Raw genomic sequence first — 13,301 nt, forward strand, 5'->3', positions numbered from 1 at the left:
CATGATCGGCAAGCTCAAAGGCACCATCGAAGAAATCGGCGACGACTATGTCCTCGTCGATGTCCACGGCGTGTGCTACGTCGCCTTCTGCTCGGCGCGCACCCTGTCTCGCCTCGGCTCGGTGGGCGAAGCCTGTGTGCTCTTCATCGAAACCTATGTTCGCGAAGACCAGTTGAAACTCTTCGGTTTCATGACCGCGCTCGAGAGGGAATGGTTCACCCTCCTGCAAAGCGTACAAGGCGTTGGTGCAAAGGTGGCTCTCGCCGTGCTCTCGACGCTGCCTCCAAGCGAACTGGCGAACGCCATTGCGCTGCAGGATCGCACGTCAGTCGCCCGCGCTCAGGGTGTCGGACCCAAGGTCGCAGTGCGTATCGTCACCGAACTGAAGAACAAGGCGCCGGCCTTTGCCGGTGAAGCGTCCGGTACCATCGGCCTCAAGCAGGAGTTGGGCGAAGGCGTCGCAGCTGCTCCGGTCGCCGACGCGGTCTCCGCACTGACGAATCTCGGCTATTCCCGCGATCAGGCGGCCAACGCCGTTGCAGCGGCCATGAAGACCGCCGGTGAAGGTGCCGACAGCGCCAAGCTCATCCGTCTCGGCTTGAAGGAACTGGCTCGCTGATCCAATTGCCCGAGCGGGTGCCAAAAGCGTTCGGCTTGGTGTATTGGTCACGAGCGTTTGAAGATTGGGAAATGCCAGCATGAGTGAAGCCGCGCGCCTGATATCGGCCGAGAAACGAGGCGAAGACCTGGATGTGACGCTGCGGCCGCAATCGCTGGACGAGTTCACCGGCCAGGCGGAAGCACGCGCAAACCTGAAGGTGTTCATCGAGGCGGCGAAGAACCGCGGCGAGGCGCTCGACCACGTCCTTTTCGTTGGCCCGCCCGGCCTCGGCAAGACCACGCTGGCGCAGATCATGGCCAAGGAACTCGGCGTCAATTTCCGCTCGACCTCCGGCCCAGTCATCGCCAAGGCGGGCGATCTCGCAGCCCTCCTGACCAATCTCGAAGAGCGCGACGTGCTCTTCATCGATGAAATCCACCGACTCAATCCGGCCGTCGAGGAAATCCTCTATCCCGCGATGGAGGACTTCCAGCTCGACCTGATCATCGGCGAAGGTCCGGCGGCGCGCTCCGTCAAGATCGACCTGTCCAAATTCACCCTCGTTGCCGCAACGACACGCCTTGGCCTTTTGACAACGCCGCTGCGCGACCGTTTCGGCATTCCCGTCCGCCTGAGCTTCTACACGGTAGAGGAACTGGAATTGATCGTTCGTCGCGGCGCGCGCTTGATGAACCTGCCGATGACCGACGAGGGTGCGCGCGAAATTGCCCGGCGCGCCCGCGGCACGCCGCGTATCGCCGGTCGCCTGCTGCGGCGTGTGCGCGACTTCGCCGAAGTAGCGAAGGCCGAAGCCGTCACCCGCGAGATTGCCGATGAGGCGCTGACCCGCCTGCTCGTCGACAACATGGGCCTCGACCAGCTCGACAAACGTTACCTCAACATGATCGCGGTCAACTTCGGCGGCGGCCCGGTTGGCATCGAAACCATCGCCGCCGGTCTTTCCGAACCGCGCGATGCGATCGAGGACATCATCGAGCCCTATATGATCCAGCAAGGTTTCATTCAGCGTACGCCGCGCGGTCGCGTGCTCACGGCAACTGCTTGGAAGCACCTCGGCATGCAGCCCCCAAAGGATCTCGAGGCCGCGCAGTTCCGCTTGTTTCAGGAAGACGACTGATGCTGCGGAAGGGCGTCAAAACGGAGTTAACCGATGCCCACGTTCGACCCCTGTAGAACCGCACGCAAGCTCGCTTACAACAATGCGCTTGCGAACCATCGCCTGCATGAAGCCTGTAGCAAGTTGATGCCGGGAGAGTTCGAGGCAACTCGGGTAAGCTTCTTCCCGTCGATCAAGGCAACGCTCAACCATATTCTGACCGTCGACTGGTTCTACGTCGATGCCTTAGAAGGCGGCACACTAGGGCCTGCCGCCTGGGACGTCGAGGAGCCATTCGGCGACATCGCGGCGCTTGCCGCAGAGCAGGCCAAGGTCGATTGTCGGCTGGTTGCCCTTTGCGAGGCGGCAACGCCGGAAAAGCTGGCATCGACGACCGAGCTCCATCGTTCTGGGCGCATTCAGCGCGAGCGGATGGAAGACGTTTTGAACCACCTGTTCCAGCACCAGACACACCATCGCGGCCAGGTCCATGCCATGTTGGCAGGAACGAGCGTATCACCACCACAACTCGATGAATTCATTGTCGCCGATGATGGCCGCTTCCGGAGCGCCGATATCGCCGCTCTCGGCTGGAGTGAAGACTATTTGATGCGCTAGCGGCAAGGCGCGGAGTGCAGCCTAGTCCTGAAGTCGCGCCTTCAGTCCGTCGATGATCGTCTTGCTCAAGAGTTCGTAATTCTCATCGAAGTGATGGTCGCCGGCAAGCGCGATCACATCGACACCGCTATCCTTGAGGTCAGGGCAAGCCACCTCGTCGTCGTCTTCCTTGCCGTAGATGCACTGGACGATCTTCGCGTCGACCTTTTTCAGGTCATCAACGGGATCGCCGCCTGCACCTTCCGTCTTCTGGCCGAGCCAGCCCATGACGGAGATCTGGTAATCCACCTCATGCGAGAGCGATAGGAGCGACATCTGCGCGATGGAACCCTTCGCAGCCGGCTTCAGTCGCGTATAGGCAGCAGGCACGACATCGGCACCGAATGAATAGCCGATCAGCAGAACATGCTTCACTTGCCACTGCTTGCGATAAAGCTCGATGATCTTGCCGAGATCGTCTGCCGTTTGCTGCGGCTGGCGCTCCGACCAGAAGTAATGCAGCGAGTCGATGCCAACGACAGGGACGCCCTGCTTCTGCAACGCCGCACCGACCTCCTTGTCGATATCGCGCCATCCGCCATCGCCGGAGTAAATGATCGCCATTGTGTCGAAGGCAGGCTTGGCATCGAGAATGGTGAGCGGCAAACCGAGCGGATTGTCGGCGCTGCCGGAGGCATCGATCAGGTCCGAGAGCGTATCGGCGAGCGTCGTCTGGGCATCGTCCCCGGAATCGCGGATATCGATGCCCGAGTGCTGCTTCTTGAGTTCTTCGACGTGCGCACGACCGTCCTTGTTCGCCGACGCTGTGAACGAAGCGATGATCGGGTCCGGAAGAGCTATATCGCTAAGCCCGTATACCATGCGATCGCCGACCGTCTGCTTCTTAGCCGGCGTGCATAGTTCCTTGGTGAGCGGAATGCCGGCAGCCGGATCGATCGCCAGCGTCTGGCCGATCGTCGCATCCGGGGTCTGCGCCGCAATCGCCAGTGCCAGCGCGCCGCCCTCGCCGACGCCGGCAACGATCGGCAGATGGTATGCGCTGTTGCCCGCCGCGCGCTGCACCTGCTGGCTCAGCGATTCAAGGTCGGACACCATGTAGATGCAGCCGTCATTCTGGCTGACGTCGTAATTCCTGAGCGCATCCATGTAGGTCGTAAAGTCGATGCCAATGACGACGGCGCCCTGTTGGACGAGCCGATCAGCCTCCGCTTTCTCGTTGTCGCCCCAGCCGGCGCCATCGGAAATCAGGACGACCGCCCCCTTCACATCTCCATCGGGCAGGAAGATGTGCGGGGAAGGAATTGTCCCTGTCTCAAAGCTCTGCGTCGTCTCGGTCGCGGCCATTGCCGCCGGGGCGGACAAAGACAGGGCGAAGACGGCTGCAAGAAGGTGTCTCTTCATCATTTTCTCACTACCCCTCTCAATCCGCCGCCGATCAGGAATGTCGCGTCCATGAGAGCGATCATCGGATTGCCTCCACCGGAAACCGCAAGATACCGCGGATGCCAGTGTGGATGGAACTTTGATTTGAAGGCCCGAAGACCCTTGAAGTTATAGAAGCGCTCACCGTGCTCGAAGACGGTGCTGCCGACACGGTCCCACACCGGCGCAATCTCGCGCTTCGACATGCCCGAGAGCGGCGCCATGCCGAGGTTGAAATGCGCAAAGCCTTCGCCGCGCAGATACTCCATGATCTGGACGAAGAGGAAGTCCATCGATCCTTTCGGCGCATCCGGAGAGAAGCGCATCAAATCGATCGTGCCCTCGTCCCTCGCGGCCGTTATCAGGATGTTGGCGAATGCCACGATCCTGCCCTCGAGCTTGAGAATGCCAACCGGCTGCGCAAGGATATAGTCCGGATCGAACGCACCGAGCGAGAAGCCCTTCTCCTTGGCATTGTGGTCCTCAAGCCAGGCATTCGAAACCGCAGCGAGCTCATCCATCGCTGCCGGAACGTTTTCCGGTGTGATCACCTCGAATTCCAGGCCGTCGCGTTGCGCACGGCTCGCGGTCTGCCGTAGGTTCGCCCACTTGCCGCCCTTCATCTCGAAGGTCTTCAGATCGGCGACGGCAAGCTCGCCAAGCTTGAAGGCCCGCAGCCCCGCATCAGCGCAGTGGGAAAGAAGCGCCGGGGAGATCTGATAGAACACAGCGCGACAGCCGGCTGCGCGCGCCGACTCCACGAAGCGCCAGACGAGTTCCGGAATCGCACTGCGCTCGCCGATCGGATCGAAGAGAGCGATCCAGGAGCGACCCTGCCGTCCGTACATGATGAAGGCGTCGCCCTTCTCAGAGAACATGATGCTTTTGTCGCCCATGCGCACGAGATTGGCGTCGGCATATCGCTGTTTTTCGACGATCTCGACCGCCCGCTGCAAAGAGTCCGCCGAAGCAGGCTCTGGCTTGATCGCTACAGGGCGAAGCAGGCTGAAGATCGCGATTGCCGAGGAAATGATCGTCAACCCGAGCACGGCACGCAGGCCGCGGGGCGCCTCGCCGGCAAATTCGAACTGCCACCACAGCTCGCTGCTGTACTCGACGTCCCGATAGACGAAGAGCAGGATGACGATGGCGCCGACGCAGATCACGGCAATGGCGGTCAGCCACGAGGCCGTCAGCGTCTGGTTGAGAAGGGACGCATGCCTACGGAACAGCCGGCGGCTGACGAAAAGGCCGAATATCAGGAAGCCAAGGAAACAGGCTTCGACCAGCGCGATCGCCTTCAGTAGCGACAAGGTGAGCGCGGCCGCGGCCGACAGAATCGATACCCACCAGGCGCCGTCAAGCTTCTGGCCGAGGCCGCGGGCGGCAACGACCAGCGCTAGCCCGAGCAGGCTCGACAAGAAATGCGCGCCTTCGACGATCGGCAGGGGAAGGTAGTTGGCAAGAAACTCGAGATTCTGGTCGGGTGTCGGGGTGACGCTCGAGAAGATGAGCATGACGCCGAGAAGCAGCGACAGCGTCGAGAGCAACTGCGGCATCAGCCGGATCCCGATCCGCCGGATACCCGAGGCAACCGGATGATCCGCGAACCGACGAAGTTCGGTCGCCGAAACGGCAAGGACCGCGATCAGCAGCGGCAGAACATTGTAGATGAGGCGATAGAGCACCAGCGAGCCGAGCACTGCGTCGATGTTCACCGCACTGCCAAGCGAGGCGATGATAATGGTCTCGAATACGCCGAGACCGGCCGGCACGTGGCTTAGGACGCCAAGCCCGACGGCGATCGCATAGACGGCCAGGAACACCGGCCAGCTGATCGCCGCCTGCGGCAGAAGGACGTAGAGGACCGTCGCCGAGGCGGCGATGTCGAAAGCGGTGACCAGGAACTGCCGGGACCATGTCCGCGAGTCCGGCAACCGGACCTCGACCGGACCGAGATGAATTACGCGCCCGTCGCGCCCCATGAACATTATGACGCCCAAGCCGGCGATCACCGCACCGGCCAGCAGCCGCAGCGTAAGGCTACCGACATCGATCAGAGGCGCAATCTCATCGGCGATGATCAGAAGCGCGATCGCCGCGACCCCCGCAAGCCCGAGCCCGAAAGACAGTGTCACGAAGGCGATGACGCGGCCGATCTCTTCCGGCGTCAGGCCAAGGCGCGAATAGGCACGATACCGGATCGCGCCGCCGCTCAACGCACCGAATCCCGCCGTGTTGCCAACCGCATAGGCGCTGAAGGCCGTCAGTGCCACCTGCGGAAATGGCAGCTTCCGGCCAACATATTCGATGGCATTCACGTCGTAGAAAACAAGGGCAAGGAAGCTCAGGCCAGTGAACACCAGGGCCAACAGGATCGAGCTGACCTTGGTGTCGGCCAGTGCCTGCACAACGTCGTCGTAACGCACTTCGTTCGTGAGCTGCACGATCGCGAAGCCGACGAGACAGAAGAGGGCGAGCGTCACCAGGGCCGTCAGGTGCGCGCGATAGCGCCTGAAGAACCCGCGTATTGCAGATTCGTCGGCGTCTTCGATTTCGTCTAGTTTGCCGTGCCCCGACATCTCGTACCGTCACAATTTCCTGTTTAGCGGATGATGTTCGAAGCACGTAACATAGGCGGCATGCAAGTTCTATGAATGCGCGTCTGCCCCGACCCAAGCCCGTCCGTTGTCGCCTCCTTCATCTCCAATTGGGGCAAATTTGGCGCAAGACGCAGCTCTGCGCATTGCAATTTCGTAAGGTTGATCGGACTGGGGCTGAGCGCCGGGCTATGCCGCTGGCTCACCCGAGCCCGAGAGCTGCGACAGATGGCGGGCAGCGGCCGCATGATCAGCCTCGTGGCTCTCGCTCGATACCTGCACGGTCGGCACAGCGAACTCGATGCCGTTTTCCTTGAAGGCGTTGCGGATCATTGCCAATGCGTTACGTCGTATGACGAACTGCTCGCCGGGCTTGGTCATCATTGCCAGCCGGATGACGATTGCGAAGTCGCCAAACTGCTCCACGCCCTTCATCTTCAACGTTTCGATGATGTGCGGGCTGTAATCGGGATTGTCCAGCAGTTGTTGCCCAATCTGTTTGATCACCTTCTTCACCTTCACGAGGTCGGTGTCGTAGGTCACGTTGAGGGTGATCTTGTCGATCGTCCAGTCGCGGTTCAGGTTCTTGACTGCGCCGAGCTCACCAAACGGTACCGTCGTCAGTGGTCCACGGTGATGCCTGAGCCGAACCGATCGCAGGCTGAAGGCCTCAACGACACCCTTGTGGCTGCCGCTTTCGATATACTCACCGACGCGGAAGGCGTCGTCCCACAGGTAGAACATACCGCTGATCACATCCTTCACGATGGTCTGCGCGCCGAAACCAACGGCAACGCCGACCACCCCGGCACCGGCGATCAGCGGACCGATCTCGACACCGAGGCCCGACAACACCATCAGCACAGCAATGACGGCGATGACGACGGCGAGAATATTCCGGAAGATCGGGAGCAGCGTCTGCAACCTCGCACGGCTGGCCTTGTCCTCATCTGTCAGCGCCCCGTCGATACGAGAGTCGTCGAGCTTGCCGTTAATGTAGGCCCGCGCCAGATGCCACAGCAGATCGGCAGCAAGCAGGATGACAATGCCACCGATCGCACCACGGGCGATCCGATCGATCATTGTTTCTCCCGCCGCCATCCTGTCGGCGGCAAGCCCGATCATGCGCCCCAGCCAGAAAGCTGCGACCGCGATGATGAGGGCGCGAACGCCGCGATCAAGCAGTACAGTAGCGATGCGTCGCCCTGCAAGAAAGCCTGCCTCCGCCTGATGTAGGGAACGAACGGCGAGCGTCGCAACACTAAGGGCACGCGGCAGAAGCACGACATAGATGCCGATCCAAAGCAGTACGTTGAATCCCGAAACCCACAGAAGCCAAAGCAGACCGAAATAGAGAGTCAGCCCCCAGGAAAGGGACAGGCTACGGTGCTCTCCCTCTTCCACAGGGCGGGACCAAACGGCCTCAACCGCGATAGCAAACAGTCCAAGACCGAGGATGTAGCCGACGAAATAGCGCGCGCCTTCGGAAAAGCCGAGCGGCGCCATGAGTTGGATCACTGCCCAGCCGAAGGCGAAGTAGATGACGAAGACCGCGCAGCGGCGGAACCAGAAAAGCGCCCGTGCCCGTGAGATCTGGCGTTCGCCATCCGCGCGTGGCAAGGTGACCAAAGCTACCAGCAGCCGCCCCAATGCGACGGTAAAGCGGGCGACGATGAGCGCGATCGCGATTGCGATCGCCATGGAGCGCGTGATCGGCGGCCAACTGAAGGCAAGCAGCGGAACAAGCGTCGCAATGGCAAAGACGATCGCCGGAACAATGCGATAAAGCAGATTTGCCGTTGCATGGTGGGCAACGGTCACAGCCCCGTCGTCTGTCTGCCGGATCCGTGGCTTGGGCACGATAAGGCGGAAGACCAGCTCGACAGCCAAGCCGGCAAGGAACAGAGCAACGACCTCCGCGGTTATCAGCAGCCAGCCGCTGGGAACGACCTCGCGTTCAACGACCTCAGAGGCGGTTTCCACTTCGCCAGGAAACTCCATCGCCGCGTCCGAGACCATCTCGACATGACGGCGGGCGTGACCGACAAGCTCGGAAAGCGCCGACATTTCGCCGGTCTGCGGCTGTGTGGGTGCGGTCGGCGCAGGCTTCGTCTGCGTCGCCATCCACTCTTTCACCTGCGGTTTCTGCATCAGTTCGAGTATTTGCCGCACTTCCGCCGGCGGTTCGGCAGCGGTCGCCGCGGAGGGTGTTGAAGCGGGAGCGGTCTGGGCGGCGGAGGCGCCGGCAAACGCGAACAGGAACATCATCGATACCAGCAGCTGCATCATGCCGCGTGCGCCAATTGCAGGACCCATCATTCCTTGCCCCCTCGATGCGATCCCCCGACAATATATCGTGCTGTTTAAAAGAAAAGCCCGCACAGGCATCGCTGCGCGGGCGTGGAAAACGAAAAGTTGCGACCTAGCTCTTCGGCTTCTCGACGTGCCCGCCGAAACCTGCGCGCATAGCGGAGAGCACCTTGTTGGCGAACTCGTCATTGTCGCGCGACGAGAACCGGCCGTGCAGCGCGGCGCTGAGCACCGGCGTCGGCACGCTTTCATCGATTGCCGCCATGATCGTCCAGCGGCCCTCGCCAGAATCGGAAACGCGACCGGCATACTTGGTGAGGACCGGATCGGCATGCAGCGCGTCGGCGGTCAAATCGAGCAGCCAGGATGTGATCACGCTGCCACGACGCCATACTTCGGCAATATCAGGCAGGTTGAGGTCATAGCGGTAATACTCGGGGTGGGCCAATGGGGCGGTTTCCGCGTCAACCTCGTGGGTCGTCGCACCGATGTTCGCATGTTTCAGGATATTCAGCCCTTCCGCATATGCGGCCATGAGGCCGTATTCGATGCCGTTATGCACCATCTTGACGAAATGACCGGCGCCGTGCGGACCACAATGAAGGAAGCCTTGTTCGGCAGTGCTCTCCGGATGCGCGCTGCGCCCCGCCGAAGGAGCAATATCTCCCTGCCCGGGCGCCAGGGATGCAAAGATCGGCGACAGCGACTGGACGATTCCTTTCTCGCCGCCGATCATCAGGCAATAGCCGCGTTCGAGACCGAATACGCCGCCGCTGGTGCCGACATCGACATAGTGGATGCCCTTGGTGATGAGTTCGGCGCCACGTCGGATGTCGTCGTGATAGTACGAGTTGCCGCCGTCGATGATGATGTCGTCGTCGTGCAGCAACGGCACGATCTGGGCGATGACCTTGTCCGTGATCGCCGCCGGCAGCATCAGCCAGATCGCGCGCGGGCGCGACAGCTTCGAGACGAATTCCTCAAGCGAGGCTGTCCCGACAGCCCCCTTGCCAACGAGATCGGCAACGCTCTCCGGCTTGGCGTCGTAGACGACGCATTCATGGCCGCCGCGCATCAATCGCTGAACCATGTAGTTGCCCATGCGGCCCAAACCTACCATCCCAAGCTGCATCTCAAATCTCCTGGAAATTAAATCGATATGATGCGGAAACTAGCACTCGCTATGCAGCAAGCAAGCGAACTCTCTGTCGCATGGATCAGACAATTCGGGCGACCGACCTGAAACAACAGAATTCCAAGGCGGGAGGCACGGTCTCGCCGTTCAATATTCCGGCGCGGTCGCCTGCTCGCCCCGCATCTCACTGAGGAAGAAACCTTCCCGCAGATTGATGCCGTATTCGACGAACGGGTCGTGCGGGCACACGCGCAAAAAGCAACGGAGATGGAGAGGGAAGCGCGATCCACGGCAACCGATGGATGTTTACGATCCTGGGTGCCTACAAACGTAGGTGGGCACCGTGTGTCCAGGCCCACGAGCCTGGTCAGGGACAGCTCCCTTTGGATCGAGTATGGCCCCAGGGATTGTGGTTCCTGTCGAGAGGCGCAGACCGCACCCGATATATAAGACTGATTTCCGCGGCGCGCCAGAGGGGACCCGGAGCGCCCTTCCGATTTAATTGAGCTCGGCTGGCGCTCTGCCGTTCAGCTTGTCGGTGATACCGCGAATGCGGCTCGTCACCTCGCCGAGCGCGGCCGCAAGCGTCTCTTCGGTGCGGGCGTTCGTCGCCAGCACCGTATCGCTGCTGTTGCGCAAGGCGCCCAGTTCGGATTCAAGGTCCGCAATCCGGCGGGTCAACTCGGAGATCTCGTCCATGACCATGATGCCTGCCATGACGGTGATGCGCAGGTCGCCGATTTCACCGAATTGGCCTTTGAGGTGGCCGACGTAATTGTCGAAGCGCGTTGCGAGATCCGTCAGGTGATCTTCCTGCCCTTCCTCGCAAGCCATCCGGTAGGCCTTGCCGTCGATCGTTACCGTTACCTGCGCCATCTGCCGCGCCTTTCTATCGGTCGAGAACCGCGCGAATAGTCTCCATGGCCGTCACCAGCCGCCGCGAGACCTCGCGATTGACTTCTTCCAGCCGGTTCGCGCGGAATTCGGCTTGGTCCAATTCCTGGGCAAGCTTAGAGCGATCCGCGTGGATCCGGCGAACCTCGCCTTCGACCTCGCCCTGCTCTCGCTGGTGCTCGATACGCATGTCGACTGCGTTCTCGAGCCCCGATATCGCTTGCCGCAGCTCGTTCAGTGCCGCTTCCATGATTTTGCCTGTAGGCGTCATGTCTCTCCGGTTCCCCGCGCAAGACCCGCGAATCGGCGCGTGCGCCCGATTCAGTATTTTCAAAAGGATACGCACCTCGCCAACGGCGCGTCAATAAAGCCGGTACCGCAGCCGCAGACCTATTCTGTGGATGACAAAAATCAATCGCTGCCGCGTGTGGCATTCAACTTTTGTAAAAATTGATGGTCAAATGTCTAAAATCGATTGGAGCAGCTTTTGCTACGCCTTCATTTTATTGACTTGGCCGTTCCAACTGCTATGTGTCACCCGCTCTCATTGATGGTCTCCACAGGCTTGAGGCCATCCCCCGACACCGGAACCCCGTGGAACAGCCATGACCTCTCCTGAACAAAACGACCGGATGGCAAATGCGATCCGTTTCCTCGCCATGGATGCAGTCGAAAAGGCAAATTCCGGGCACCCAGGCATGCCGATGGGCATGGCCGACGTAGCGACCATCCTCTTCACGAAGTATCTCCGGTTCGACCCGAAGAAGCCGCATTGGCCAAACCGCGACCGCTTCGTGCTGTCGGCCGGCCACGGCTCGATGCTGTTGTACTCGCTGCTCTATTTGACCGGGTATCCCGACATGACGGTCGAAGACCTGAAGCAGTTCCGCCAGCTCGGCTCGAAGACCGCCGGCCATCCGGAATATGGCCATGCGACCGGCATTGAGACGACGACCGGACCGCTTGGCCAGGGCATTGCCAATTCCGTTGGCATGGCGATCGCCGAGCGCAAGCTGCGCGAGGAGTTCGGGGCAGAACTGCAGGATCACTACACCTATGCGATCTGCGGCGACGGCTGCCTGATGGAAGGCATCAGCCATGAAGCGATTGCGCTTGCCGGCCACCTGAAGCTCAACAAGCTCGTTCTCTTCTGGGACAACAACTCGATCACCATCGACGGCGCTGTCTCGCTCTCTGACTCGACCGACCAGATTGCCCGCTTCAAGGCCGTTCACTGGAACACGATCGAGATCGACGGCCACGACCAGGCTGCCATCTCCGCCGCCATCGAAGCCGCCCACAAATCCGACCGTCCGACCTTCATCGCCTGCAAGACGATCATCGGCTTCGGCGCTCCGAACAAGCAGGGCACTCACAAGGTCCACGGCAACCCGCTCGGCGCCGATGAAATCGCAGCCACCCGCAAGGCGCTGAATTGGGAATACGAGCCCTTTGTCATTCCCTCTGACATCCTCGACGCATGGCGCGCAGCCGGCAGCCGTTCGGTTGACCTTGTCAAGTCGTGGGAAGACGGTCTCGCCAAATCCGCACACAAGGCTGAGTTCACTCGCCGCTTTGCCGGCGACCTGCCGGAAGGCTTCGACGCAGCGATCAGCGACTACAAGAAGAAGCTCATCGAGACCAAGCCAGTCATCGCTACTCGGAAGGCATCGGAAGACGCCCTCGAAGTTATCAATGGCTTCCTACCGGAAACGCTCGGCGGTTCGGCCGATCTGACGCCGTCGAACAACACCAAGACCAGCCAGATGCATTCGATCACGCCAACGGATTTCGCCGGACGCTACATGCACTGGGGCATCCGCGAGCACGGCATGGCTTCGGCGATGAACGGCATCGCGCTGCACGGCGGTCTCATTCCCTATGGCGGCGGCTTCATGATCTTCTCGGATTATTGCCGCCCGCCGATCCGCCTCGCCAGCCTCATGGGCATCCGGGTCATCCACGTCCTGACGCACGACTCGATCGGCGTCGGCGAAGACGGCCCGACGCACCAGCCGGTCGAGCAGATCGCCGGCCTGCGTGCCGTTCCGAACCTGCGGGTCTTCCGTCCGGCCGACCCGACCGAGACGGCCGAGTGCTGGCAGATCGCCATCAAGACGAAAGACCACCCGTCCGCCCTCGCGCTGACCCGCCAGAATCTGACGCCGGTGCGTACCGAGTACAGCGAAAAGAACCTCTGCGAGTTGGGTGCCTACACGCTGGCTGGTAATGCCGACGCGAAGGTGACGATCTTCGCTTCGGGCTCCGAAGTCGAACTGGCCGTTGCGGCCCGCGCAACGCTCGAAGGCAAGGGTGTTTCCACCCGCGTCGTCTCGGTTCCCTGCACGGAACTGTTCTTTGACCAGCCGGCGGCCTACCGCAAGGAAGTCATCGGCAACTCGCCGGTCAAGGTCGCCGTTGAAGCCGCCGTCCGCGAAGGCTGGGATGCGTTCATCGGTCCGGAAGGTAGCTTCGTCGGCATGAAGGGCTTCGGCGCATCGGGCCCTGCAAAGAAGGTCTTCGAACATTTCGGCATCACCGCGGACGCCGTGGTCGCGGCCGCAGAAGCAAAGCTATAAAGGGAGCGCACAAGCGCTCTCCAAT

10 protein-coding genes and 1 other RNA gene are annotated in these 13,301 nt (G+C 61.2%); 4 read left to right on the forward strand and 7 right to left on the reverse strand.

Translation table 11 applies throughout. The features are described from left to right. The first annotated feature begins 1 nt into the window (after nt 1). From ruvA to FHT76_RS19385, 3 genes are all read left to right on the forward strand, one after another. On the forward strand, nt 2–619 hold the full coding sequence (gene ruvA, locus FHT76_RS19375) for a Holliday junction branch migration protein RuvA (RefSeq protein ID WP_183755723.1): 618 nt from the start codon (nt 2–4) through the stop codon (nt 617–619). Nucleotides 620–698: 79 nt separating this feature from the next. After that, nucleotides 699–1,739, forward strand: coding sequence for a Holliday junction branch migration DNA helicase RuvB (ruvB, locus tag FHT76_RS19380; RefSeq protein ID WP_007527359.1), 1,041 nt, complete (start codon nt 699–701; stop codon nt 1,737–1,739). A gap of 33 nt (nt 1,740–1,772) precedes the next feature. Next, a complete protein-coding gene (locus tag FHT76_RS19385) occupies nt 1,773–2,336 on the forward strand; it encodes a DinB family protein (protein ID WP_183755724.1) in 564 nt (187 codons plus the stop codon). A gap of 21 nt (nt 2,337–2,357) precedes the next feature. Here FHT76_RS19385 and FHT76_RS19390 read toward each other — a convergent pair whose 3' ends face one another. The 7 genes from FHT76_RS19390 to FHT76_RS19425 all read right to left on the reverse strand — a co-directional run bounded on the left by FHT76_RS19390 (nt 2,358) and on the right by FHT76_RS19425 (nt 10,968). Then, complete coding sequence (locus FHT76_RS19390) at nt 2,358–3,740, reverse strand: virulence factor family protein (RefSeq protein WP_183755725.1); 1,383 nt, start codon at nt 3,738–3,740, stop codon at nt 2,358–2,360. Then, entirely contained in the window at nt 3,737–6,340 is a 2,604-nt protein-coding gene (gene mprF / locus FHT76_RS19395) for a bifunctional lysylphosphatidylglycerol flippase/synthetase MprF (protein ID WP_183755726.1), read from the reverse strand. The genes FHT76_RS19390 and mprF overlap by 4 nt, the downstream gene beginning before the upstream one ends. A gap of 207 nt (nt 6,341–6,547) precedes the next feature. Further along, nucleotides 6,548–8,674 (reverse strand): mechanosensitive ion channel family protein, encoded by a 2,127-nt coding sequence (locus FHT76_RS19400; protein ID WP_183862531.1) that lies wholly within the window; start codon nt 8,672–8,674, stop codon nt 6,548–6,550. 106 nt (nt 8,675–8,780) lie between these two features. Next, nucleotides 8,781–9,800: a phosphogluconate dehydrogenase (NAD(+)-dependent, decarboxylating) gene (gene gnd / locus FHT76_RS19405; RefSeq protein WP_183862131.1), complete on the reverse strand. Its 1,020-nt coding sequence runs from the start codon at nt 9,798–9,800 to the stop codon at nt 8,781–8,783. A 282-nt stretch (nt 9,801–10,082) separates the two neighbouring features. Then, nucleotides 10,083–10,241: non-coding RNA, 6S RNA (gene ssrS / locus FHT76_RS19415), on the reverse strand. A gap of 60 nt (nt 10,242–10,301) precedes the next feature. Then, entirely contained in the window at nt 10,302–10,679 is a 378-nt protein-coding gene (locus tag FHT76_RS19420) for a cell division protein ZapA (RefSeq protein WP_183862132.1), read from the reverse strand. A gap of 13 nt (nt 10,680–10,692) precedes the next feature. After that, entirely contained in the window at nt 10,693–10,968 is a 276-nt protein-coding gene (locus FHT76_RS19425; protein WP_114714520.1) for a DUF4164 domain-containing protein, read from the reverse strand. Nucleotides 10,969–11,302: 334 nt separating this feature from the next. Between FHT76_RS19425 and tkt the strand changes: the two genes are divergently transcribed. Next, the gene (gene tkt, locus FHT76_RS19430) at nt 11,303–13,276 is read left to right on the forward strand and encodes a transketolase (RefSeq protein WP_183862134.1); all 1,974 of its coding nucleotides are present in this window, start codon (nt 11,303–11,305) and stop codon (nt 13,274–13,276) included. Nucleotides 13,277–13,301 lie beyond the last annotated feature (25 nt).

The sequence above is a fragment of the Rhizobium sp. BK176 genome (assembly GCF_024808055.1).